Source organism: Polaromonas sp., from assembly GCF_012927455.1.
Lineage (GTDB): Bacteria > Pseudomonadota > Gammaproteobacteria > Burkholderiales > Burkholderiaceae_C > Polaromonas.
The window spans coordinates 271,504-295,655 of record NZ_JABBPE010000015.1; the positions used below are offsets into that span (position 1 = coordinate 271,504).

A 24,152-nucleotide genomic window follows, 5' to 3' on the forward strand; every position below is an offset into this window, starting at 1 on the left:
TAAGCCGGTCTCAGTGCTTGGCCTTGGCGAGCCAAGTCTCTAACTCCTCAGAACCGCCAATTTTCTTGCCGCCTGCAAAAACTTGCGGCGTCGTGCCGGCACCAGCCACGGCATTGAGCGTGCGCGATGTGATGCCGTGGCCCAGCGTGATCTCTTCATAAGTCAGTCCTGCTTCCTTGAGCAGGGACTTGGCCTTGGCGCAGAAAGGGCAACCTGGCTTGGTGAATATCGTGATGGGTGCTGGCGCAGTAACCTTGGGCGCGACGTATTTGAGCATCGTGTCAGCGTCGGACACTTCAAACGGATCGCCGTCTTTTTCAGGTTCGATAAACATTTTTTCGATGACGCCGTCCTTGACCAGCATTGAATAGCGCCAGGAGCGTTTGCCAAATCCGAGATCGCTTTTGTCAACCAGCATGCCCATGCCTTCGGCGAAGGCGCCGTTACCGTCCGGGATCAGCCTGAGGTTCTCGGCTTCCTGCGCCTTGCCCCATTCGTTCATGACAAAAGCATCGTTGACCGACAGGCACACCACCTCGTCTATGCCGTTGGCCTTGAAGGTGCCAGCGAGCTCGTTAAAGCGCGGCAGATGGGTCGAGGAACAGGTCGGTGTATAGGCGCCTGGCAGTGCGAACAGCACGACGCGCTTGCCCTTGAAAATATCCGTGCTGCTCACTTCGACCCACTTGTCGTCCTGGCGTGTTTTGAATGTGACATTGGGGACGCGTTGTCCTTCCTTGTTGGTCAGCATGGGAATCCTTTGGTTTGAAATCGTTGATGGAAAAGCGTTGACTGGCTGGTCGCGGTGTTCACAACCCAACGGCAAATTTCATTATGCGACTCAGCATGGACGCGTGATGTCGGACTGCGACGACATTCATGTAAGCCCAGGGCATAAGCCGCTGCGGCTGCTTCTGGCAGCTGTCTCGGGGCTGCGGCAGTGCGTGACAAAATACCGCATCACCCACCCTTTCGCCAACTGGAGTTCCCGGATGAACTTTGCGCCCGACCTTGCGGCGGTCACTCACGGCATTCAGCTGGCCGTGGCACCGGTGTTTCTGCTGACTGCAGTTTCGGGAATGATCGCGGCGGTGGCGGGCCGGTTGGGCCGCATCATTGACCGCGCGCGCTTTCTGGAAAACCTGCTGGAGGCCGGCCGTGTTGACGAACCCCGAAGCGCCAGGATGTACGCCGAGTTACGCGAACTCCGGCACCGTGGCTGGCTGGTTAACGGCTGCATTGCCTTGCTGACCTTTTGTGCGATTCTGATCGGGACAACCATCATGCTGCTGTTTTTGGGGGAGACCACCGAGCTGCCGATTCTCAGAATCGCCACCGTGTGCTTCTTGTCCGGCGTGACCTGCTTTCTGCTGGCGCTCTTGTGTTTTCTGGCTGAAACGCTGCTGGCTACGCGCGTGCTCAAGTTTGGCGATTTACCCGGCGGGTAGCCTTCCCAAGCCCAGAATATCAATGAAAAGTGCCTGTAGCCCAGGTAGCACGGGCGCAAGCAGCTATTAAAAGTATAGCAGTGTGGTTGCCGGAACTACTTCAGCCGTCGCGAAGGCAAAGTCGCCTCAACCGCAGGCAAGTCCACCATCACTGGCTGGCCCGGCGTCGTGCAGCCGGTGTCGCAGCATTTGCCGGGCTGGCGGTTTTTCGTGATGGCGCGCTTCGGGTCATGCGGCGCAGCGGCCGGCGAGCCGTCTGCGCCTATGCCGCGTTCCAGGATGCGCTCGACCAGTTCCACTTTCGATCCAATCGGGTAGTTGCGGTAAATCTCCTGCTTCATGGCGGCCGGTGAGCCGCCGCCGTGCAGGCTGATCACGCTGTACCAGCCGCCCTGGTAGCCGGCCGTCAGGTCTTCAATGAAGCGGGCCGTTTCGATGCGCTGCTCGTAGGGCACGTCCGGGTTGGCGCGCAGCACCTCGGACAATTTGGCGCCGGTTTCCGGGTTGTGGTCTTCATCCGGGCCGGGCAGCGTGACGATCAGGCCGCCGCTGACGTAATGCGCAATGCGGTGCATGTCGTAAATCTTGGTGGCCAGCAGCAGCTTGCCAATGTTGGAAAACACCGGGTCGGGCATGAAGGTTTTGCTATGCGGATCGGCTTTGCCATAGACGCTCGCCGCCACGCCGCAGGCAAAAAAACTTTCTGTGATGGTGATGAGCTCGACCATCTGTTCACGCAGATGCGTTTCCTTGCCCGGATCAAACCCATTGGCCTCGCACATCAGCGCGCCGGCGCCTATCAGCAGGTCGCCAAAGCCGGCGCGCGCACCAATGCAGGTGTGGCGGTGGTGCGTGGCGTAGCTGTAGGTGAGGTGGCCCGAGTGTTCCCAAGTCCCATCATTGCCAGCGTAAAACACGTTGTCCCAAGGCACAAAAACCTTGTCAAACATCACCACGCCGGTGCTCTGGCCGTATTTGCGGCTGAACAGCGCTTCGCCGTGCTCGACCTTTTCACCGGGGCGACCTGCCGGTCGCGCGACGATGGTGATACCGGGCGCGTCAATCGGTACGGCGCAGCAGACCGCAAAGTCGGCGTCTTCGCGTCCCATGTTGCGGCAGGGCATGACCAGCAGTTCATGCACGTAAGGCGCGCCCGTGACGATGGCCTTGGTGCCGCTGATGACGATGCCACGCTGGCCGTTGTGCAGTGCGTTGCGCTCGACGACATGGACATAGCTGTCGACATTGGCCTGCTCGTGCGGGCGGCGGCTGCGATCGCCCTTGGCGTCGGTCATGGCCACGCCCAGCGTCAGGTCCTGGTCCTGCACACGGTGCAGGTAGTTGAGGAATTTCGCGGTGTGCTCGGTGCTGCCGCGCGCGTCGTCGATGCGCGCCGACACCTGGCCTATCGCATTGAGCGCGTCGTGTGTCAGGTAGCGCTGGGCGCAACCGGTTTCCTGGCACACCAGGCGCACCGCTTCGAGCTTGTTGAGCAGGTCAGCGCTGCTGGTATTGATGTGGCTGAGCCGGTTCACCAGTTTGCCGCTGCTGTTCTGCAGCGCCGTCATGACAGGCGCGTATTGCGCCTTGAGGGCGTAGTCGTAAGTCAGGGCGATGGCATTGATGCCGGGTCCAAAGCCGCGCTCGTCCACCACACTGGCGACCTGCCGGCCATCCAGAAACACGCGAGGCTTGTAGCGGCGCAGCGATTCGCGAAAGTCGTTGCCGGACATCAGCGCAGTAGCAGCAAGTGCTTGGGGTTCGGGGGCGTTCATGGCGGATCTCCTGACCGAATGTTGCCACATTAAAGCGCCACCATATTGATAGGGGTTTGCCCGTGTTGTTGACCCCCATCAAGAGATTTCTCGCTGAATCGCCAGAAGATACGTATCAAGTTACGTTGGCAGTGCGCCTGCAATTCCAACGAATGCTGCACAAACAACTAATTAATGGAGACAAGATAATGAAAACGCTTCGCTCAGGATTCATTTCTAAATTTGGCCGGGCAACTGCCTGCAGCTTGGCCGTGGCGGCCCTGGCAGCGGCAGCGCCGGCTCTTGCCGCATGGGAGCCAACCAAGCCGGTGGAGTTTGTAGTACCCGCCGGTACCGGAGGTGGCGCCGATCAGATGGCACGTCTGATCCAGGGCATTGTCATCAAGCACAAGCTGATGAAAGAGCCGCTGATTGTCGTCAACAAGTCCGGCGGCGCCGGTGCGGAAGGCTTTCTTGAGGTGAAGGGCGCGAAGGGTGATCCGCACAAGATCGTCATCACGCTGTCCAACCTGTTCACTACCCCGCTGGCGACTGGCGTGCCCTTCAACTGGCGCGACATGACGCCGGTGTCCATGATGGCGCTTGACCAGTTTGTGCTGTGGGTCAACGCCGAAAATCCCAGCAAGACCGCCAAGGACTACCTGGCTGCGGTGAAAACCGCCGGGCCCAGCAAGACCAAGATGGGAGGCACCGGTTCCAAGCAGGAAGACCAGATCCTGACCGTGGGCCTGGAGCGCGCCAGCGGTACCAAGTTCATTTACGTGCCTTTCAAAGGCGGCGGCGAAGTCGCGGTGCAACTGGTTGGCAAGCACATTGACTCGTCTGTGAACAATCCGATTGAAGCCGTTGCCCAATGGCGTGCCGGCCAGCTGCGCGCCTTGTGCGTGTTCGACGACAAACGCATGAGCTACAAAACCAAGGTGACTGACACTCTGTCGTGGTCCGATATCCCTACCTGCAAGGAATCCGGTGTGCCGACCGACTACACCATGCTGCGCGGCATCTTCATGCCCGCAGGCGTGTCCAAGGACCAGCTCGATTTCTACGTCAACTTGCTGAAAAAGGTGCGCGAGACACCCGAGTGGAAGGACTACATGGAAAAAGGTGCTTTCAACCAGACCACCATGTCCGGCGAGGAATTCGGCAAGTGGCTCGGCATCGCCGAGAACAGGCATCGCGACCTGATGAAAGAAGCCGGCTTCATCGCCAAGTAAGGAATGGTCCCGCAAGGGTTCTGCGTCTACACCTCCGGGCCGGCAATTCTTGTCGGCCCGGCCACCCAGCAACTGTTTACCCTGATTCCAGGGCTATTCAATTCAGCAGGAGTTCCTGATGGAACCAATCGAGCATTCCGGCGACGGGCAACGCACGGGCGTCGCCACCAATGTCATCGAGGCCATAGTTGCCTTTCTCATCCTGGTCTTGGGGGCTGTGGTCATTCAGGGCAGCTGGGCGCTTGGCTCGGGCTGGACCAGCGACGGCCCGGGCTCCGGCTATTTCCCGTTCTATATCGGGGTGCTGCTGTGCATTTCCGGCGCGGGCACCATGTTTCAAGCCTTGCTCGGCAAGAATAAAAACACCGAGATATTTGTCGACAGCGAGCAGCTCAGGCGCGTTTTGTCGGTGCTGCTACCGGCGCTGGTCTATGTGCTGGCAGTCCAGTTTCTGGGGTTGTACGTGGCCTCGGCCCTGTACATCGCCCTGTTCATGATCATCCTGGGCAAGTACTCCAGGATCAAGAGCGTCATCACCGCGCTGGCCGTAAACGTGCTGTTTTTCTTGATGTTCGAGGTCTGGTTCAAGGTGCCTCTGTTCAAGGGAAAACTCGACCTTTTGAGTTTTCTAGGCTACTGAGCCCGCCGATCTGCCTCTGGCCCACTGAAACTTTACCGACCGGACACTACATGGACGAATTAAACTCGCTTTTTCACGGATTCAGCGTCATCCTGACGCCGATGAACATCGTCTTGATGTTCGTGGGAATCATCCTGGGCGTGCTGATCGGGGTACTGCCCGGACTGGGTGGCGCCAATGGCGTGGCCATCTTGCTGCCGCTGACCTTCACCATGTCGCCGACCTCGGCCATCATCATGCTGTCGTGCATCTACTGGGGTGCTCTTTTCGGCGGCGCAATCACCTCAGTCCTCTTCAACATTCCGGGTGAACCCTGGTCGGTGGCCACCACCTTTGACGGTTACCCCATGGCCCAGCAAGGGCAGGCCGGCGCGGCACTGACAGCGGCGTTCACCTCGTCTTTCATTGGCGCTTTTGTCGCCGTGGTGATGATCACCTTCATGGCGCCCCTGGTCGCCAAGTTCGCGCTCAAGTTCGGTCCGCCAGAATTCTTTGCCGTCTACTTGCTGACTTTCTGCAGTTTCGTGGGCATGGGCAAGGGCTCGCCATTCAAGATACTGGCCTCCATGGCGATCGGCTTCGCCTTGGCCTCTGTGGGCATGGACACGGTCACCGGCCAGCTGCGCCTGACCTTCGGCATTCCCGACCTGATGCGAGGGTTTGACTTCTTGATCGGCGTGATCGGCCTGTTCGGCATAGGCGAGATTCTGCTGTCGATGGAGGAGGGTCTGGCCTTTTCCGGTAAAAGCGCCAAGATCAATGCCAAGGTCGTGTTTGAAACCTGGAAAAAGCTGCCACAGTACTGGATGACTTCCATCAGGAGCGCGCTGGTCGGCATCTGGATGGGCATCACCCCTGGGGGCGCTACCCCGGCGTCGTTCATGAGCTACGGCCTGGCCAAGAAAATGTCCAAAAATGGCGCCAAGTTTGGCACCGGCCAGATTGAGGGCGTGATCGCTCCTGAAACGGCGGCCCACGCCGCCGGCACCAGCGCCTTGCTGCCCATGCTCGCCCTGGGTATTCCGGGCTCGCCGACGGCTGCCGTGTTGCTCGGTGGCCTGCTGATCTGGGGCCTGCAGCCCGGGCCACTGCTGTTCGTCGAGCAAAAGGACTTTGTCTGGGGCCTGATTGCCAGCATGTACCTGGGCAACCTCGTCGGCCTCATCGTGGTGCTGACTACGGTGCCGCTGTTTGCGTCCATCCTGCGCATCCCCTTTTCCATCATCGCCCCGGTGATCGTGGTGATCTGCGCCATCGGCGCTTACACCGTCCACAATGCCATGCTGGACATCTGGTTCATGATGCTGTTTGGCGTGGTCGGCTACCTCTTCAAGAAGCTGGATTACCCGCTGGCGCCGCTGGTCCTGGCCCTGGTTTTGGGTGACAAGGCCGAAGACTCGTTCCGCCAGGCGATGCTGGTTTCGCAGGGCGAAGTCTCCATCATGTGGTCAAACCCGCTGGTCGGCAGCATCACCACGCTGGCCCTTATCCTGCTGTTGTGGCCACTCTTGGCGCGCGTGCTGGCCAAAATCCGTCCGCCCAAGCCCAAGGATTTTGCCGTTGAGCAGCCCGTAGATTAATCGAGGACAAACACGATGCCAGTAGTCGCCATCACCCATGAAATGGGTTCCCTCGCCAAGGATGTTGCCCTGCAGCTTGCCCAGTCGTCCAGTCTTGCCGTGATGCGCCATGAGGTGCTGGAGCACGTCGCCGGAAAGATGCATGTGCCCAGCAGCCTGATCAGTCGGCTGCGTGAGGGCAAGGCCGGCCTGGTGGAGCGCTTCACCACCGACCATGAACGCGTGGCGGTGTACACCGCCCAAGAGCTTTTCACGCTGGCCGAAAAGGGCAATGTCGTGTTGCGCGGCTGGGGCGCGACCTGTCTGCTGCGCCCCGTTCAGCATGTGGTGACGGTGCGGGTGACCGGCCCGTTCAAAAAGCGGGTTGAATGGCTGATGGGCAACCTGGAAACCGACGATGTGGCGTTTGCCGAAGCCGAGGTGCGCCGCAGCGACGACGCGCACGCAACCAAGATGCATGACCAGTTCGGCGTGACCTGGGGCGATCCGCTGCTTTATGACCTGGTATTGAACACCGATAGGATCTCGGTGGAAAGCTGCGTGGCGCAAATCCAGCAGCTGGCGGGCCGCCCGGAATTTCAGGAAACCGCCGAGTCGCGCGCCATGCTGGCCGATTTGGCGCTGAATGCGCGCATCCGCGCAGCGCTGAAGGACCACGACGCAACGCGCAACATCAAGATCCATATCGAATCACGTAGCGGCAGGGTGATGCTTCGCGGGATTGTGCTCAATGTGCAGGAAAGCGCGGAAGTCGCCGGGATTGTCAGCACGGTGGCCGGCGTCAGCAGCGTCGACAACCAGTTAGGCTTGATGGCCAGGTCACGGCTGTACGCCTCGACCACCGGAATTTAGATTTTGCCGCGCTGCTTCAGCCGGCTCAGCGTTTCTGCCGACAGGTTCAGATAGGACGCCAGTTCTTTCTTGGGGACGCGATCAAACAGGTCAGGATGTTTGCGCAACAGGCGATGAACTCGTCCTGGTGCATCGAGCAGGTGCAGCGTAATGGTATGCGCCATGATTTCGCTCATCAGGCTCATGACGCAGAATTCAAACGTTTTTTTGATCTCCGGATGCCGATCGAGGAAGGCCACCCACTGCTGCAGAGGTAGCTTTGCAACCTGCGCTTTGGTGACGCAAACAATGCTGTAGGGCGTTGGCGTCTTTAGGCACCACGCGGCATAACTGGTTTCCATGTCGCCTTCGGCCGCGAAGCGCAGGATCATTTCCTTGGCTTGCTGATTCGTGACCACCCGCTTCAAAATTCCCTCAAGAATGAAGTACTGCTCCATCTCATGCACGCCCTGGTGCAGCAAGACATCACCTTTATGGCAATCCACCACGATCAAATGCGGTTCGAGTTCAGCGCACTGGCTCTCACTCATATCCTTCAGTAAAAAATTTTGTCTGAGCTGGACGCGAATGATGTTTTTCCCAGGATGATTTTCAACTGAAGACATAAGTAAAAAAGAGTGGGGAAATGATCATGCAGCGACAGCTGATATCTCGAAAATTGACCGTGGTCAATGGCGGAATCTGAATCGTTTCCTATGATACCCCCGACGGTGTAAGTGACCCGTTTGGGAATACCAGCGAGGCGGAGAAATCCACCGTTGCTGTCCTTCACGGCGTACGCCCTGGATTAGCGTTTTCCCCAGGGTTATCAGTTACTGCCAGCCGCATTGATCGATCTTTTTTGAAGTCAAACGAAGAGACATTTCATCATGACAAACGACACGCAATCAAAAGAGCTGACCGACGGGTTTCATCTTGTAATCGACGCGCTGAAACTCAACGAAATCGACACGATCTTCTGTGTGCCGGGTATTCCCATCACAGATCTCACGCGCATGGCACAAGCCGAAGGCATGCGTGTCATTTCGTTCCGTCATGAGCAGCACGCCGGTAACGCCGCCGCCGCCGCAGGTTTCCTGACAAAGAAGCCCGGTATCTGCCTGACGGTATCAGCGCCGGGCTTCCTCAACGGTCTGACCGCGCTGACCAATGCGACAACGAATTGTTTCCCGATGATCCTGATCAGCGGCTCGAGCGAACGCGAGATTGTCGATCTGCAACAGGGCGATTACGAAGAAATGGACCAGCTCGCCATCGCCAAGCCCTTGTGCAAGGCGGCCTTTCGTGTCCTCCACGCTGAAGATATCGGCGTGGGCATCGCCCGTGCCATCCGGTCTGCCGTATCAGGTCGTCCCGGCGGTGTCTATCTTGACTTGCCCGCCAAATTGTTCGCGCAGACCATGGATGCCATTTCAGGCAAGAAGTCGCTGATCAAGGTCGTCGATGCGGCTCCGCGGCAGATCCCGGCACCGGACTCGGTCCGGCGTGCGCTCGACCTGCTCAAAGGTGCGAAGCGTCCGCTGATCTTGCTCGGCAAAGGGGCGGCTTACGCTCAGGCCGATGCCGACATCCGCGCGCTGGTTGAGAAATCCGGCATTCCTTACCTGCCCATGTCCATGGCCAAGGGCCTGCTACCCGACAACCACGGGCAGTGTGCATCTGCCGCACGCTCTTATGTGCTGGCCGAGGCCGACGTCGTCATGCTGGTCGGCGCCCGCCTGAACTGGCTGCTGTCACACGGCAAGGGAAAAACCTGGGCGCAGGACAAGGGTGCAAAGCAATTTATCCAGATCGACATTGCGCCAACTGAAATCGATAGCAACGTGGCCATTGAGGCGCCGCTGATAGGTGACATCGGCTCTTGCGTGTCAGCGCTCCTCGCTGGCATGGGTTCGAACTGGACCCAACCACCGGTCGAATGGACTGGCGCGATTTACGAGCGCAGAGACAAAAATGTGGCCAAGATGGCCGAGACGCTGGCTAAAAATCCGCCAGTGATGAGCTTTCAAAGCGCGCTGAATGTGATCCGCAATGTAGTCAAGGCCAACCCGGAAGCCATCGTGGTCAACGAAGGCGCCAACACGCTGGATTTCGCCCGAAGCATTGTGGACATGTACCTGCCGCGCAAGCGTCTGGACGTCGGCACCTGGGGCATCATGGGCATTGGCATGGGGTTCTCCGTTGCTGCAGCCGTGGTGACGGGCAAGCCTGTCATTGCCATTGAGGGTGACAGCGCCTTCGGCTTCAGCGGCATGGAGGTCGAAACCATCTGCCGCTATAACCTGCCGGTCTGCGTGATCGTCTTCAATAACAACGGCATTTATCGCGGCATCGACGTGAATGCATCCGGCGGCGCCGACGTGGCACCCACCGTGTTCGTCAAGAACGCTCGGTATGACAAGATGATGGAGGCCTTCGGTGGTGTCGGCGTCCACGCCACCACCCCTGCGGAACTGGCAAAGGCCCTGGAAGAGGCGGTCGCGTCCGGCAAGCCGACTTTGATCAATGCCGTCATCGATGAAACCGCTGGCACTGAAAGCGGCCGCATCACCAGCCTGAACCCGCAAAGCGCGGCGAAAAATAAATAAGTTAACCAGCGACATTAAAGGAGATATATAAATGTCAAACAAACCGCTAAACGGCATCAAGATCATCGACTTCACCCACGTTCAAGCCGGCCCTGCCTGTACCCAGATGCTGGCCTGGTTTGGTGCCGACGTGATCAAGGTCGAGCGCCCTGGCGCCGGGGACGTCACCCGCACCCAGCTGCGCGACATTCCCAATGTCGACGCGCTGTACTTCACCATGCTCAACAGCAACAAGCGTTCCCTGTCCCTGGACACGAAGAAGCCGGAGGGCAAGGCCATTCTGGAAAAGCTCATCAAAGAAAGCGATGTTTTGGTTGAGAACTTCGGACCGGGCGCGCTGGACCGGATGGGCTTTTCCTGGGAACGCATTCAGGAACTCAATCCCAAGCTGATCCTGGCCTCGGTCAAAGGCTTCAGCGACGGCCACCACTACGAAGACCTCAAGGTCTATGAGAACGTGGCTCAATGTGCTGGCGGTGCCGCCTCTACCACCGGCTGGTGGAAGGGCGAGCAAGCCGGCCCCATGATTTCTTCCGCCGCGCTGGGCGACAGCAACACCGGCATGCACCTGGCCATCGGCATCCTGACGGCCTACATCGGGCGCCTGCAGACCGGTAAGGGCCAGAAGGTGGCCGTGGCCATGCAAGATGCCGTGCTGAACCTGTGCCGCGTAAAAATGCGAGACCAGTTGCGTCTGGAAAAATTGGGTTATCTCGAAGAGTACCCGCAATACCCGCACGAGTCTTTCTCGGACGTTGTTCCGCGCGGTGGCAATGCCGGCGGCGGGGGGCAACCCGGCTGGATTTTGAAGTGCAAGGGCTGGGAAACCGACCCCAACGCTTACATCTATTTCACGGTTCAGGGCCATGCCTGGGAGCCGATCTGCGACGCGCTCGGCAAGCCCGAGTGGAAGACCGACCCGGCCTACACCACACCCAAGGCCCGCCAGCCGCACATCACCGACATCTTCGCCGCAATCGAAGACTGGCTCAAGGACAAGACCAAGTTCGAGGCCGTGGACATCTTGCGCAAGTTCGACATCCCCTGCGCGCCGGTGTTGTCCATGAAAGAACTGCTGAACGACGAGTCCTTGCGCAAGAGCGGCTCTATTGTCGAAGTGCCCCACAAGGAGCGCGGCAGTTACTTCACGGTGGGTAGCCCGATCAAGTTTTCGGACCTCAAGCCTGAGATCACCGGCTCGCCGTTGTTGGGTGAGCACACCGACGAAGTCCTGGCAGATCTGGGCTACACGCCAGAGCAGATCAAAGCACTGCACGCGGCACAGGCCGTCTAAAAAAGTCCCGACTGCCAGAGAAACGGCGCCCGACGGGTGCCGTTTTTTTTGTTTGTGATTTATGCTAGAGTCAGCCGATTTTTCGTAGAGGAGCGCATCGTGAACACTTCCATTGATTGCCGCCAGCTTGTCGCCTCCGTCGGTGACGCCATCATTGCGTCCGACGCCAGCGGCGCCATCACGCTGTGGAACCCGGGCGCCGAGCGCATGTTCGGTTATACCGAAGCCGAGGCGCTGGGCAATTCGCTGAACCTGATCACGCCCGAGCGTTTGCGCCAACGTCATTGGGACGGCTATCACAAGTCGATGGAAACCGGCACCACCAAGTACGGCAGCGACCTGCTGCGCGTTCCGGCCGTGCACAAGGACGGTCGCGCCATGTCGATCGCCTTTACCGTGGCCATGCTGTTCGATGCCGAGCACAAGGTCAGTGCCGTCGTCGCCGTCATTCGCGACGAGACTACCCGTTTCAACGACGATCGCGCGCTGCGCAAGCGGCTGACCGAATTGGAAGCCCAATTAGGCGCGGCGAAGTGACGGGTCTTATGAATATCAGGAGATTGACTTGAGCAAGGCACTTGAAGGCTACCGGATTCTCGACTTCACGCATGTGCAATCGGGCCCCACCTGCACGCAGTTGCTGGCTTGGTTCGGCGCGGATGTGATCAAGGTCGAGCGCGCTGGCGAGGGGGACGCCACGCGGGGGCAGTTGCGCGACATCCCGGATGCCGACAGCCTGTATTTCACGATGCTCAACCACAACAAGCGCTCGGTCACCGTTGATGCAAAAAAGTCCGCCGGCAAGGAAGTGCTGGAGCGGATGATCAAACAATGCGACGTGCTGGTCGAGAATTTTGCGCCCGGCGCACTCGACCGCATGGGTTTCAGTTGGGAGCGCATTCACGAACTCAACCCGCGTATGGTGGTGGCTTCAATCAAAGGTTTTGGCCCCGGTCAGTATGAGGATTGCAAGGTTTACGAGAACGTCGCGCAGTGCGCCGGCGGCTCGGCCTCGACGACCGGTTTCGACGACGGCCCGCCTATGGTCACTGGCGCGCAGATCGGCGACAGTGGGACTGGCCTGCATCTGGCGCTGGGCATTCTTGCTGCGCTGCTGCAGCGTCACAGCACCGGCCGCGGCCAGAAGGTACTGGCGCCTATGCAGGACGCGGTGCTTAACCTGTGCCGCGTCAAGCTGCGCGATCAGCAGCGCCTGGAGCGTACCGGCACGATGCACGAGTACCCGCAATACCCCGACGGCAAGTTCGGCGACGCCGTGCCGCGCGCCGGCAATGCCTCGGGCGGCGGCCAGCCGGGTTCCATCCTGAAATGCAAGGGTTGGGAAACCGATCCCAATGCCTACATCTACTTCATTACCCAGGCGGCCGCCTGGCCGGCAGTGTGCCGCGTGATTGGCGAGGAAGGCTGGATCACTGACGAAGCCTTCGCTACCCCGGCAGTGCGGCTGTTGCACCTCAAACCCATCTTCGCGCGCATCGAGCGGTGGACGATGACCAAGGACAAGATCGAGGCGATGGAGATACTGAACCAGTACGACATCCCCTGCGGCCCGATCCTGTCAATGAAAGAGATCGCTGAGGACGCTTCGCTGCGCGCCAGCGGCACCATTGTCGAGGTCGACCACCCGGTGCGTGGCAAGTATCTGACAGTGGGCAACCCCATCAAGATGTCAGACAGCACGACGGAAGTGACGCGCTCGCCGCTGTTGGGAGAGCACACCGTCGAGGTGCTGGAACAACTTGGCTACACACCGGCGCAGATCGACGCGCTGCGTGAACAGCGCGTGATTTGAGTATTCACCAGTATTTTCAAACTGCTTTCTGCCCGGCCCTAAGCAACAGACCGCATCGCCGCCTAATTCGCTGACCCAGACCTGGTCGCGTTCGTCCACTCATACCGCATAGGGGCGCGGTGTGCTTCCCGGCGCTTTCGAGCTGCGCCAGCGCTTGCCAAGCGGGTTATGCATTGAGAGATTGCCACTTAGCCATTCAGCGACCCGGATGCGGCCCTGGCTGTCACTCCAGACGCGGCGCGCGCCTTGGTATTTGATGCCGTAAGGCCCGCGTCCACGCGGCGAGTCCTTGAGTGGGGCAATCGTCCGTCATCCGCCTTGCATCCGATTCGTAGATAAAATAATGCCTATAGACCAATAGGGATGGGCGCTAGCAGCTATTAAAAATATAGCAGATCCTTGCTCCGTTTTGGTTTAGATCAAAGTTAGCCTGCACTGAAAAGGGCGGTGACGCGCGGGTCGCGCCCGCCACTTTTAGCTGCGCAAAAAATCTCATGCACTCCGTGCACGACCGCCTTTTTCAGCCCAAGTCCGGGTCCAGCGTATCTGCATCAAGCGCAGCATCGCCAGCATCACCAGCGCCAGGCAGGCGAAGAACACAAAGCCCCAGGCGTAGCTGCCGGCGTATTGGCGCGACAGGCCCATCGTGCTGGGCACCAGGCCGCCACCCAAGGCGCCGACCTCACCAATCATCGAGCCCGCCACGGCCGTGGCCAGCGGCCAGCGTAGCGGTACCAGCTGGAAAAGGGCGCCGTTACCGGCCCCCAGCGCCGCAAAGCAGGCCATCACCAGCAGCGTGGTGGCTACCAGCGAGCCGCCCGCCAGGCCGCACAGCGTAAGCGTGACAGCTACCGTCAACAACACCACGGTGAGCGTGTTGATTCCGCCCCAGCGGTCTGAAATCCAGCCGCCAAAGACGCGCAGGGCTGCGCCCATGAAGGCCGCCAGCATGGTGAGCTGGCCGGCCTGCACCTTGCTGACGGCGAACTGGTCGTAGTAATAAGTCGGCAAAAAAGTCGCCAGGCCGATGAAGCCGCCGAACGTCACCGCGTAGATCAGGCTGAAGGCCCAGCCGTCTTTCTCGAACAAGCAGGCGACATGCTCGCGAAAGGATGCGTGTTTGTCCAGATCGGGTGGCTCCCTGGCAAAGATGATCATCACGACCATGGGAATGCTGATGGCGGCTGCCGCAAAGCCATAGACCGTGATCCAGCCGAAAGTCTGCGCCAGCGGCGGCGCGATCAACACCGAGATGGCCGTGCCGACGTTGCCGGCGCCCACCAGGCCCATCGCCAGCCCCTTGTTTTTGGGCGGGAACGAGCCCGAACCGAGCGACAGCGCAACGCCGAAGCTGGCGCCCGCAATGCCGAGCAACACGCCCATCGCCAGCAGGTCGTTGAAGCTCTTGACGAAAAAGAAGCCGAACAGCATGGCCACGGCAATCAGGCCCATCTCGACCAGCGTGGCATTTTTGCGGCCAATGTATTGCGACAAAATCCCCAGCGGAAAACGCATCAGCGCTCCGGCAATGATCGGAATCGAAAGCATCAACCCTTTTTGCGCCGGGCTGAGGTTGAAGGTTTCGGAAATAAAGGGCGCCATGGCCCCGTTGAGCACCCAAATGCAGCACGAAAATGAAAAATACAAAAACGCAGCGAACAGGGTGGGGGAGTGCCCTGATTTGAGGAATGTTTTGAAGAAGTTCACTAGGACGGTGCTTGCGTTGAGGTGGGAAGAACGATTTGCACCTAAGTACTGCAACATCTGGGCCAGCTATGGTGCGTCGCACCAAATCCGTTCATGGCTTCGTGCTGAGCTGCATGGTCGGCGACGTGCCGGCCGGTGCTGCAACCACGGCGCGATAGGAGTGGTGTTGGGGCACTGGCCGTTGAGGCGTCGTCGCCCGCTTCGCGTGGGCTCGCCGGGCCATACTTGTGAGGCGGCGCATCGATTTGATGTTGCTATCAAAGTGAGAGCTGCTAGCGCCCGTAAATAATGGGCTAGCGCCTGATTTTTCACCTAAACCAGGTGGACGCGAGCGGCGCGATCTTGCCGGTCAGCGTTGTTGTGATGGATGTGTTGTTGGGGGCGAGCCATGTGCTGGCCCGCCTGCAATTGTGTTGGGGACCGGGCGGTAAGCCCCGGCTGGCAAGGCCTTGATTACTTTGCCAGCACAGCCAGCTAATTTGCCCGGGCGATGAGAAACTGCAGGACTGCAGCGCCTCACCGCCCGGATATCGCTATTACAGGCGGCCGGTAGGCGTGTTGTCAGCTTGGCGGGCGCGACCGGCAGCATCATAGGCACCGCGGACACGGCCAGGTGCGTCTTCAGCGGCGCGAGGCTGGCGGGCATAACCAGGTGCGTCTTCAGCGGCGCGAGGCTGGCGGGCGTAACCAGGTGCGTCTTCAGCGGCGCGGGGCTGGCGGGCATAACCAGGTGCGTCTTCAGCGGCGCGAGGCTGGCGGGCGTAACCAGGTGCGTCCTCAGCGGCGCGGGGCTGGCGGGCGTAACCAGGTGCGTCCTCAGCGGCGCGGGGCTGGCGGGCGTAACCAGGTGCGTCGTCAGCGCCACGTACATGACCAGGCGCGTCATCGGTACCGCGACTACGCGTGCGACCGCTTACCGAATCGTCAGCACTGCGGCCACGGCTTCCTACAGAATTGTCTGAGCTGCGGCCTCGGCTGTTGTCACTGGCGCTTGCGCCGCCACGGCTGTCCGAGCCACTGTTCGCGGATTTGCCGCCGCCTGAATTGGAGTTACCTGCAGAGTTGCCGCCATTGGACGAGCCGCCGGCCGAGTTGCCGCTGCTAGATCCGCCACCGGAGTTGCTGCTGCTAGATCCGCCACCGGAGTTGCTGCTGCTAGATCCGCCACCGGAGTTGCCGCTGCTAGATCCGCCACCGGAATTGCCGCTGCTAGATCCTCCTCCGGAGTTGCCGCCGCCCGAACTGCCACCACCGCCGCTACCCGAGCCGCCGCCGCCGCTACCCGAGCCTCCACCGCCGTCACCGCCGCGAGCCATGACCGGCGTTGCGACCAAACCAACTGCTACCACCGTTGCTATTGCCACTGCAATTTTTCTGAGGTTGAACATGAAAGATTCTCCTGAATAAAAAGTTTGAAAAACCACCAGAAACATAAAAAAGTCAATCCTGGTCGATTGAAGCAAGCGCTGGCCGAAAAGCCGGTTTGCGTTCGCCATCTCTTCTTTTGCTCCGCGTTTGTGTGTGATTATTTCCCACGCACACTTCGAATGTATTCGAAAAAAACACTACGTCAAGAATATTTGTGTAACTATTTCCCACAGATTAATTTTGCAGCCTGTAATTAAAGCGATCTGCAAAGTCGGTCTTCGCTTGCACGCTGACTTGCTGGCAGCTGCCGGCCCTGTCGCCAAACAAACTTTTTCAGTTCAGAAGAGCCGCCGCTTAACACGCCCAGCAAAGCGTTATTGCTATAATTTCAATAGCTGCTTGCGCAACAGATATGGGAACTCGCGCTGTTTTGTAGTTAAAATAAATTTGTTGTGCACTGCCGCTGAAGTTCGGACGCATAGGTGCTTGCTCCGCAGCGAGATAGCCGGTCATTTCAAGGGAATTCATGGGGTGAATTGCACGGCAGGCAATGTACGTGGAATATTTTCCCACGTCATGTGATATAGTGAGTTAACACAAGGCCATTTATCCAAATGCTGACTCCGCAAACTCCCGCCACCACGCCTTCGCCGGCGCTCGTTCTGGCCTTGCGTCGTGTGTTGCGCCCGATGGTCAGGTTGATGCTCGCGCGCGGCATCACTTACCCCTACCTTGCCGATCTGCTAAAAGCACTTTTTGTGGACGTGTCCGACAAGGATTTCCGACTGGACCAGAAACTACCGACCGACAGCCGCGTCAGCCTGGTGTCGGGCGTGCATCGCAAAGAGGTCAATCGGCTGCGCCAGGAAATGGCCTCTGACGCCGAAATCGTGCCCTCTGTGGTGTCGCTGGGCGCGCAACTGGTGGCCGTCTGGCTGGGGTCTGTCCAGTATCTGGATGAAAACAACCGGCCCAAGCCGCTGACGCGGTTTGTCAGCGAAGGCGGAAGTATGTCGTTCGAGGCATTGGTTGCCGGCGTCAACAGCGACATCCGGCCGCGCGTCGTGCTTGACGAGTGGCTGCGCCTGGGGGTGGTGCGTTTCGACGAAGCGCACCGCGTCTGCCTGAATGTTGAAGCCTTTATTCCAGCTGAAGGCTTCGATGAAAAAGCCTACTACTTTGGCCACAACCTGCACGACCACGCGGCCGCAGCGGCGCACAACCTGATTGGCGCCGGCAAGCCGTTTCTTGAGCGAACCGTGCATTACGACGCGCTGAGCGCCAACTCGGTGGCGGCACTGGCCGCGCAGTCGGGGCAGGTCGGCATGGAAGCTCTGTTGGCTATCAACAAGAGCGCCATGGCGCTGGAAGCGGCCGACGCGAGCAGCAGCGCGCCGCGCCAGCGCATGACCTTTGGCATTTACTTTTATGCTGAGCCGGCGACGCCTGCCAAAGACGAATTACCAACCGCAGGGCAGGCATTAAGGAACGCGCCGTGAATTCCAACTCTCACTCCTTGCCGCAGGGTGTCATGCGATATTCAGTGACAGCGCTGGTCGCTGCAGTCATTTTCTGCTCGCCCGTGCAGGCGCAAAACATGTGCGACTCCCAAGCGTCGCTGGTCAACCCGGCAGCGGCCTTATCTCCTGGTTTCGGCGGCACCGGTGCGCCGCGTACCGACGTCATCACGGGGCAAACCGGCGGCATTGGCGGCACCGGCATCAGCAACGGCGGCATGGGCGGCACTGGTGCGCCGCGTGATGAGGCTGTCGCGGGCCGTCCCGGCGTCGGCGGTTCAGGTATCAGCAGCGGCGGTATGGGTGGTACTGGTGCGCCGCGTGACGAGGCGGTCGCGGGACGCCCCGGTATTGGTGGTTCGGGTATTAGTAGCGGCGGCATGGGAGGCACTGGCGCGCGGCGTGACGAAGCAGTGGCGGGAGGTCGCCCGGGCATTGGTGGTACCGGCATCCGCAACGGCGTTACGGGCGGCATGGGCGGCACCGGCATCGTCGGTGTGATCACCGGGTTTGCCAGCATTTGTGTCAACGGGCTGGAAGTCCAGTATGACGCCAGCACCCCAGTGTTCGCCGATGGCCGCGGTGCCACGGCGGGCGAACTGGCGGTGGGCCAAGTGGTTGCGGTGCGGGCCGCAGGCGCGGGGGCGCAACTCTCGGCGAGCAACATCGCCGTGATTCATGTCGTCGTCGGTCCGGTCAGTCGGGCTGATGCAGCCACGGGCCAGCTCGAACTGCTGGGCCAATCGGTGCGTGTCAACAATCCCGGCGATCTGTCCAACCTGAAACCGGGTGACTGGGTACAGGTGAGCGGGTACAGGCTGGCGTCGGGTGAGGTGGCGGCGTCGCGCGTTGAGCCGACTGCCGCGCGGGCGCGGGCGCAGATCAGCGGGCAGATCGGCGAGGTCGATGTTGGTGGCTTCACGCTGCACGGTACCCGCGTTGGTCTGGGTAACCTGAGCTTGCCGGGCGGCGCGGTAACGGGCTCCGAAGTGGTGGTGCGCGGCAGCTGGACCGGCACCCGACTGCTCGCCCAGGCGATTGAGCTTGAACCGACGCGCCAGAGTGTGGGCCGTGTCGACAACGTGGTTCTGGAAGGTTACGTGCATGCCTTGAGCGGGAGCGAACTTAGCCTGGGCAGCAACCTGATGACGTTGGCGCCCAACGTGCAGATTTCGGGCCCCAGTGGCAGTCCGCTGGCGATTGATCAGCGGGTCCAGGTCAGGGGCCGGGTCGGTGCGGATCAGCGCATCACGGTGGATCGGGTTGATGTCAGGGGCGGTGGATCCGGCTCGGGCGCGGACGGTGCGAGCAGCGGCAGAAGCAGTACCTCGAGCAGCGGTAAGGGGAGCAGTTCGGACAGTTCGGACGGCAGCCGCGGCAAAGGCAGCTCGGGCGGCGACGATGGCTCGGGCTCGAAGTCCGGCTCCGGCTCCGGCTCCGGCTCGTCCGGCAGCGGTTCATCGGGATCGTCAGGCAAAGGTTCCTCTGGCAGCGGTTCATCGGGATCGTCCGGCAGTGGTTCCGGTAGCGGTTCGTCGGGATCGTCCGGCAGTGGTTCCGGTAGCGGTTCGTCGGGATCGTCCGGCAGTGGTTCCGGTAGCGGTTCATCGGGATCATCAGGCAGTGGTTCCAGTAGCGGTTCATCGGGATCATCAGGCAGTGGTTCCGGCAGCGGTTCGTCGGGATCGTCCGGCAGTGGTTCCTCCGGTGGTGGTTCGTCGGGTAGCGGCGGTTCATCGGGCGGCAGCGGCAGCGGCGGAGGTGGCGGAGGCAAGCGGTGACCGTCTGCATCGCTCCCAACCATGAACCATGGCGCGACTCCGCCCGGCACTGTCCGCGTCTGGTGCTATTCTGGTAATGAAATACGCCCCTGGTGCATGAGCCACGGAAACTGTTTGCTACGTTTTTGATGGCACACAAAATGCCGGAGGGTGCGCCCTAACGCGCGGCAAGGCGGCCAGCGCCGGCAATGACTCCGGCTCCCAGCCCTTCAGGCCGTCAGCTTTTCCACATGCGCCTGGCGCGTGTACAAAAAGTCCATGACCGCCTTGCGGTAGTGCTGGTAGGGCGCACTTTCCGCCAGCGCGACGCGATTGCGTGGACGCGGCAGCTGCACAGTCAGCACTTCGCCAATCGTGGCCGACGGGCCGTTGGTCATCATCACGATGCGGTCGCTCAGCAGCACCGCTTCGTCCACATCGTGCGTCACCATCACGACCGTGCTTTGCGTGTTGGCGACGATCTGCAAGAGCTCGTCCTGCAGCTTGGCGCGCGTCAGCGCATCGAGCGCGCCGAAGGGCTCGTCAAGCAGCAACACCTTGGGCTCCATCGCCAGGGCGCGCGCAATGCCGACGCGCTGCTTCATGCCGCCCGAAATCTCGCCCGGACGTTTCTGCGCCGCCGCGCTCAAGCCGACCATGGCCAGCACCGCATCGGTGCGCGCCTTGAGCTGGGCCTTGTTTTCCGTTGCGGAAAACACCCGTTCCACCGCGAGATAGACGTTTTCAAAACAGGTTAGCCAGGGCAATAGCGAATGGTTCTGAAACACCACGGCGCGCTCCGGGCCGGGTCCAGCGATTTCGCGGTTGGCGCACAGCAGCACGCCCTGGGTAGGCATGCTCAAGCCGGCCAGCAGGTTGAGCAGCGTCGATTTGCCGCAGCCCGAATGGCCGATCAGCGCAACAAATTCGCCCTTGGCAACCGTGAGGTTGATGTTTTGCAGCGCGCAGAACGGCCCGTTCTTGGTCTTGAAGGTTTGCTCGACGCCTTGGATGTTGATGTACCTGGCGTTGACTGGGTTGTGCATGGAGGTCTTCATGGTTGTGTTCCCCGGTTGATTGGGTCCAGGTCAGTTCTTGACTTCTTCAAACGTAAACGCCGTGGCCAGCCGGATCAGCGCGTATTCCAGCACCAGTCCGACGACGCCAATCACGAAAATCGCGATGATGATGTTCTTGACGTTGAGGTTGTTCCACTCGTCCCAGACCCAGAAGCCGATGCCGACGCCGCCTGTCAGCATTTCGGCCGCCACAATCACTAGCCAGGCGGTGCCTACGGCCAGCCGCACGCCAGTCAGCATGTAGGGCAGCACGGCGGGGAAGAGGATTTTGGTGACGATCTTCCACTCGCTCAGATTGAGCACGCGCGCCACGTTCATGTAGTCCTGCGGCACCCGCTGCACGCCGACGGCGGTGTTGATGATCATGGGCCAGATCGAGCAGATGAAGATGGTCCAGATGGCGGCCGGGTTGGCGCCCTTGAACACCAGCAGGCCAATCGGCAGCCAGGCCAGCGGCGACACCGGGCGCAGCAGGCTGATCAGCGGGTTGAACATGCGGCCCAAAAAGGTGAAGCGGCCAATCAGGAAACCGACCGGAATGCCGACGATGGCCGCCAGGCCAAAGCCCAGCGCCACGCGTTTCAGCGACGAAAGAATGTTCCAGCCAATGCCCTGGTCATTGGGCCCCTGGCTGTAAAACGGGTTGCTGAAGATCTGCACCGCTTGCCAGAACGTGTCCCTGGGCGAGGGGATACTGGCGGCCGTGCCCAGGGAAACCAGTTCCCAGAGCAGCGCCAGCAGGCCCAGGCCCAGCAGCGGCGGCAGCAGGCGTTGCCAGATAAAGGTGCTGTCCCAGGGCCGACGTGCCGCCGCTGCAGCAGCGGCCGCCTGCGTCGTCGTCTGGGTGCTGCTTTTACCATCATTCAGGCCTGCAGCCCCCGTTTCAAGGGCGCTGCTAGCTATTAAATGTGTAGCATCTCGGGGGCTGCTGCGGCTTGTGGGCAGGGCGGAACTGCGCGGGGAATGGGCTACGGCACTGACCATGGTGGCACCTCTTCAAGTGGCTATTCAGGTGGAAGTTCAAGTGAGAGTTCGGCAGGCTCAGGCGTGAACCTTGAAGCTGTCGGCATACTTTTTGGGCTCCTTGCCGTCCCAGACCGTGCCGTCCATCAGCTTGCTGCTGCGCATCGCGTCCTTGGGTACGCTCACCTTGGCGGCGCTGGCGGCCTGCTTGTAAATGTCGATCTGGTTGATCTGTTTGGCCACGGCCAGATAGTCGGGGTGCTCCTTCAGCAGGCCCCAGCGCTTGTGCTGCGTTAAAAACCACATGCCGTCGGACAAGTAGGGGAAGTTGACCGCGCCGTCGCCTGAGAACTTCATGTGGTTCGGGTCGTCCCAGGTCTTGGCAAGTGAGCCGCTCAGGCCGTTCTGGTAACGCCCCAGAATGCGCTGGTTGATGGCGTCCACGCTGGTGTTGACATAGCTCTTGTTGGCAATGGTTTCGGCCATCTTGTTCTTGTTGGCCAGGCTGGCATCAATCCATTTGCCTGCCTCCAGAATGGCGGCAGTGACGGCACGCGCCGTGTTGGGATACTCCTTGACGAAGGCGGCGGTCGTGCCCAACACTTTTTCCGGATGGTCTTTCCAGATGTCTTGCGTGGTGATGGCGGTCACGCCGATGCCGTCCATGATGGCGCGCTGGCCCCAAGGCTCTCCGACGCAAAAGCCGTCCATATTGCCGACGCGCATGTTAGCCACCATTTGCGGCGGCGGCACGGTGATGACTTTGGCGTCTTTCATAGGGTTGACGCCGTTGGCGGCCAGCCAGTAGTAAAGCCACATGGCGTGCGTGCCGGTGGGGAAGGTCTGCGCAAAGGTGTAGTCGCGCTTGTCGGAAGCCATCAGTTTGGCCAGGCCCGCGCCGTCAACTCCGCCCTTGTCGGCAATTTTCTTGCTCAGGGTGATGGCCTGGCCGTTGTTGTTCAGCGTCATCAAGACGGCCATGTCTTTCTTGGGGCCGGCCGTGCCCAGGTGCACGCCGTAGACCAGGCCGTAGAGCACATGGGCAAAGTCAAGTTCGCCATTGACCAGCTTGTCGCGCACGCCGGCCCAGCTGGCTTCTTTGGTCGGAATGATGGTGACGCCGTATTTCTTGTCTATGCCTAGCACCGACGCCATCACCACCGAGGCGCAATCGGTCAGCGGAATGAAGCCGATCCGCACTTCCTTCTTTTCCGGCGCGTCTGAGCCCTGGGCGTACACGGCGGCACGTAGCGCGGGGTTGATACCGACGGCACCGACGGTGGCAGCTTGCAGAACGGTACGGCGTGTCAACGAGGATCTAAGCAGGTCTGTCATGGCGTTGGCTCCGAAAAAAGAAAACTGAAAACAAAAAAGGCGCTCGACCTGGGTCACTTTGAAGTCGTGATTGCCCGGTGCGAACGCCGTTGTTCCTGGAGGCCTTTCGCTTCGCCGTTGAAGTGAACTGCCTCTTGGCTCACTCAGTGCAATACCTGTGCCAAGCAACCGGGGATTGAGGAAATGGCCAAAAAAAATGATTAAATGTGCCTCTAGCCCAATAGAGACGGGCGCAAGTAGCTATCAAAAAAATAGCAACGCGGAAGGCTGAATTGTCTGAATTTGGAAGCGTCCAAAAGGCTACGGACGCACGGCCAGACGCACCGTAGTTGTGCGGTGCACCATTTCAGCGTCGAACCGAAACGGTAGCAAGCCAGCTCAGCCCAGCAGATCGGCGGCGTCCAGCATGCGCTGCGCCACTTCGCCAAGCCGCAGGCCCTTGTCCATCGCGGCCTTTCGCAGCCTGGCGTAGGCCGCCGCCTCATCGAGGTTTTGCCGCTGCATCAGCAGGCTTTTGGCGCGGTCTATGACCTTGCGGTCCTGCAACTCGGTTTTGGCACTGGCCAGTTCGCTGCGCAGGTCTTGTTCGTGCTCAAAGCGCGCCATGGCCACATCCAGAATCGGACGTATGCGCTCGGGCGACAGGCCGGCCACGATATAGGCCGAAACGCCCGCTGCCACGGCAGCCCTGACGTGGCTGGTGTCGCTGTCATTGGTAAAAAGCACAATTGGTCGCCGTGCCTCGCGGGTCGCCATCACCACATGCTCCAGCGCGTCTCTGGCTTCGCTCTCCGCGTCCACGATGATCATGTCGGGCTGCAACTGGGCGAGACGTTCGGAGAGAAAAGTGTCCACCGGCAACACCGCGACGATGTTGTAGCCGTTTTCCAGCAAGCCAATGCGCAGCTTGCGCGAGCGTTCGGCCAGCGCGCTTGCCGGGGCGTCGTCAGCTGCCGCGTCCACCAGATCGGGGGCAATCACGACAAGGCGCAGGGACTGGGAGGAAGTCATGCGCCATCGATGCAAGATTTGAGCCAAATATTTGGGACAGGTAGGTGCGGCGCGCCCTCTCGCAGCATGGCAGCGCCGAATGCCAACAATGCTATAACCCTTGCGTACGGAGAACCGCGCGACCCAATGAATCGGCGGCCATGAAAAAGAGTGCCAGGCAAGATACCCCGCGCAGTTATTCCCCACTCTGGGGAACTCGCCATCAACA

The 24,152-nt window shown here is 60.3% G+C and carries 22 protein-coding genes; 12 read left to right on the forward strand and 10 right to left on the reverse strand.

Translation table 11 applies throughout. The features are described from left to right. Positions 1 to 10: 10 nt before the first annotated feature. The gene (locus tag HHJ18_RS13465) at positions 11 to 751 is read right to left on the reverse strand and encodes a glutathione peroxidase (RefSeq protein ID WP_296916057.1); all 741 of its coding nucleotides are present in this window, start codon (positions 749 to 751) and stop codon (positions 11 to 13) included. A 241-nt stretch (positions 752 to 992) separates the two neighbouring features. On the opposite strand from HHJ18_RS13465, the gene HHJ18_RS13470 reads away from it, so the two are divergent. Continuing rightward, on the forward strand, positions 993 to 1,448 hold the full coding sequence (locus HHJ18_RS13470) for a DUF2721 domain-containing protein (protein ID WP_296916059.1): 456 nt from the start codon (positions 993 to 995) through the stop codon (positions 1,446 to 1,448). 95 nt (positions 1,449 to 1,543) lie between these two features. Here HHJ18_RS13470 and HHJ18_RS13475 read toward each other — a convergent pair whose 3' ends face one another. Beyond that, on the reverse strand, positions 1,544 to 3,223 hold the full coding sequence (locus HHJ18_RS13475; RefSeq protein ID WP_296916061.1) for a 4-hydroxyphenylacetate 3-hydroxylase N-terminal domain-containing protein: 1,680 nt from the start codon (positions 3,221 to 3,223) through the stop codon (positions 1,544 to 1,546). A gap of 188 nt (positions 3,224 to 3,411) precedes the next feature. On the opposite strand from HHJ18_RS13475, the gene HHJ18_RS13480 reads away from it, so the two are divergent. The 4 genes from HHJ18_RS13480 (at position 3,412) to HHJ18_RS13495 (ending at position 7,509) form a co-directional block, all read left to right on the forward strand. Continuing rightward, positions 3,412 to 4,437 (forward strand): tripartite tricarboxylate transporter substrate-binding protein, encoded by a 1,026-nt coding sequence (locus HHJ18_RS13480; RefSeq protein ID WP_296916063.1) that lies wholly within the window; start codon positions 3,412 to 3,414, stop codon positions 4,435 to 4,437. A 118-nt stretch (positions 4,438 to 4,555) separates the two neighbouring features. Beyond that, positions 4,556 to 5,077, forward strand: a complete 522-nt coding sequence (locus HHJ18_RS13485; RefSeq protein ID WP_296916065.1) for a tripartite tricarboxylate transporter TctB family protein — start codon at positions 4,556 to 4,558, stop codon at positions 5,075 to 5,077. 50 nt (positions 5,078 to 5,127) lie between these two features. Then, positions 5,128 to 6,657: a tripartite tricarboxylate transporter permease gene (locus HHJ18_RS13490; protein ID WP_296916067.1), complete on the forward strand. Its 1,530-nt coding sequence runs from the start codon at positions 5,128 to 5,130 to the stop codon at positions 6,655 to 6,657. Between the two features lie 15 nt (positions 6,658 to 6,672). After that, a complete protein-coding gene (locus tag HHJ18_RS13495) occupies positions 6,673 to 7,509 on the forward strand; it encodes a cytidylate kinase family protein (RefSeq protein ID WP_296916069.1) in 837 nt (278 codons plus the stop codon). On the opposite strand, the gene HHJ18_RS13500 is transcribed toward HHJ18_RS13495, so the two are convergent. Then, the gene (locus tag HHJ18_RS13500; RefSeq protein WP_296916070.1) at positions 7,506 to 8,114 is read right to left on the reverse strand and encodes a Crp/Fnr family transcriptional regulator; all 609 of its coding nucleotides are present in this window, start codon (positions 8,112 to 8,114) and stop codon (positions 7,506 to 7,508) included. The genes HHJ18_RS13495 and HHJ18_RS13500 overlap by 4 nt on opposite strands. 264 nt (positions 8,115 to 8,378) lie before the next feature. Here HHJ18_RS13500 and oxc point away from each other — a divergent pair, with 264 nt between their 5' ends. The 4 genes from oxc (at position 8,379) to frc (HHJ18_RS13520) (ending at position 13,204) form a co-directional block, all read left to right on the forward strand. Next, positions 8,379 to 10,097, forward strand: coding sequence for an oxalyl-CoA decarboxylase (gene oxc, locus HHJ18_RS13505; RefSeq protein WP_296916072.1), 1,719 nt, complete (start codon positions 8,379 to 8,381; stop codon positions 10,095 to 10,097). Positions 10,098 to 10,128: 31 nt separating this feature from the next. Continuing rightward, entirely contained in the window at positions 10,129 to 11,391 is a 1,263-nt protein-coding gene (gene frc, locus HHJ18_RS13510; protein WP_296916073.1) for a formyl-CoA transferase, read from the forward strand. A gap of 99 nt (positions 11,392 to 11,490) precedes the next feature. Next, positions 11,491 to 11,928, forward strand: coding sequence for a PAS domain S-box protein (locus tag HHJ18_RS13515; protein ID WP_296916075.1), 438 nt, complete (start codon positions 11,491 to 11,493; stop codon positions 11,926 to 11,928). A gap of 28 nt (positions 11,929 to 11,956) precedes the next feature. After that, on the forward strand, positions 11,957 to 13,204 hold the full coding sequence (gene frc / locus HHJ18_RS13520; RefSeq protein WP_296916077.1) for a formyl-CoA transferase: 1,248 nt from the start codon (positions 11,957 to 11,959) through the stop codon (positions 13,202 to 13,204). Positions 13,205 to 13,696: 492 nt separating this feature from the next. Here the strand turns inward: frc (HHJ18_RS13520) and HHJ18_RS13525 are convergent, their stop codons facing one another. Together HHJ18_RS13525 and HHJ18_RS13530 are read right to left on the reverse strand one after the other, a co-directional pair. Further along, positions 13,697 to 14,911, reverse strand: a complete 1,215-nt coding sequence (locus HHJ18_RS13525; protein ID WP_296916079.1) for an MFS transporter — start codon at positions 14,909 to 14,911, stop codon at positions 13,697 to 13,699. A gap of 349 nt (positions 14,912 to 15,260) precedes the next feature. Next, positions 15,261 to 15,797, reverse strand: a complete 537-nt coding sequence (locus tag HHJ18_RS13530) for a hypothetical protein (protein WP_296916080.1) — start codon at positions 15,795 to 15,797, stop codon at positions 15,261 to 15,263. A 92-nt stretch (positions 15,798 to 15,889) separates the two neighbouring features. Between HHJ18_RS13530 and HHJ18_RS13535 the strand changes: the two genes are divergently transcribed. Further along, the gene (locus HHJ18_RS13535) at positions 15,890 to 16,318 is read left to right on the forward strand and encodes a hypothetical protein (protein ID WP_296916081.1); all 429 of its coding nucleotides are present in this window, start codon (positions 15,890 to 15,892) and stop codon (positions 16,316 to 16,318) included. A gap of 315 nt (positions 16,319 to 16,633) precedes the next feature. On the opposite strand, the gene HHJ18_RS13540 is transcribed toward HHJ18_RS13535, so the two are convergent. Next, positions 16,634 to 16,807 carry a hypothetical protein gene (locus HHJ18_RS13540; RefSeq protein ID WP_296916082.1) on the reverse strand — a complete coding sequence of 58 codons (174 nt, stop codon included), beginning with the start codon at positions 16,805 to 16,807 and terminating at the stop codon, positions 16,634 to 16,636. Between the two features lie 86 nt (positions 16,808 to 16,893). On the opposite strand from HHJ18_RS13540, the gene HHJ18_RS13545 reads away from it, so the two are divergent. Together HHJ18_RS13545 and HHJ18_RS13550 are read left to right on the forward strand one after the other, a co-directional pair. After that, entirely contained in the window at positions 16,894 to 17,778 is an 885-nt protein-coding gene (locus HHJ18_RS13545; RefSeq protein WP_296916084.1) for a DUF6502 family protein, read from the forward strand. Beyond that, positions 17,775 to 19,577, forward strand: a complete 1,803-nt coding sequence (locus tag HHJ18_RS13550; protein ID WP_296916085.1) for a DUF5666 domain-containing protein — start codon at positions 17,775 to 17,777, stop codon at positions 19,575 to 19,577. Before HHJ18_RS13545 ends, HHJ18_RS13550 begins: the two co-directional genes overlap by 4 nt. A gap of 209 nt (positions 19,578 to 19,786) precedes the next feature. On the opposite strand, the gene HHJ18_RS13555 is transcribed toward HHJ18_RS13550, so the two are convergent. The 4 genes from HHJ18_RS13555 to HHJ18_RS13570 all read right to left on the reverse strand — a co-directional run bounded on the left by HHJ18_RS13555 (position 19,787) and on the right by HHJ18_RS13570 (position 23,944). After that, positions 19,787 to 20,602 carry an ABC transporter ATP-binding protein gene (locus tag HHJ18_RS13555; RefSeq protein ID WP_296916614.1) on the reverse strand — a complete coding sequence of 272 codons (816 nt, stop codon included), beginning with the start codon at positions 20,600 to 20,602 and terminating at the stop codon, positions 19,787 to 19,789. A gap of 42 nt (positions 20,603 to 20,644) precedes the next feature. Beyond that, positions 20,645 to 21,619, reverse strand: a complete 975-nt coding sequence (gene ntrB, locus HHJ18_RS13560; RefSeq protein WP_296916086.1) for a nitrate ABC transporter permease — start codon at positions 21,617 to 21,619, stop codon at positions 20,645 to 20,647. Between the two features lie 57 nt (positions 21,620 to 21,676). Beyond that, on the reverse strand, positions 21,677 to 22,933 hold the full coding sequence (locus HHJ18_RS13565; RefSeq protein ID WP_296916088.1) for a CmpA/NrtA family ABC transporter substrate-binding protein: 1,257 nt from the start codon (positions 22,931 to 22,933) through the stop codon (positions 21,677 to 21,679). A gap of 378 nt (positions 22,934 to 23,311) precedes the next feature. After that, positions 23,312 to 23,944, reverse strand: a complete 633-nt coding sequence (locus HHJ18_RS13570; RefSeq protein ID WP_296916089.1) for an ANTAR domain-containing protein — start codon at positions 23,942 to 23,944, stop codon at positions 23,312 to 23,314. Between the last annotated feature and the right edge of the window lie 208 nt (positions 23,945 to 24,152).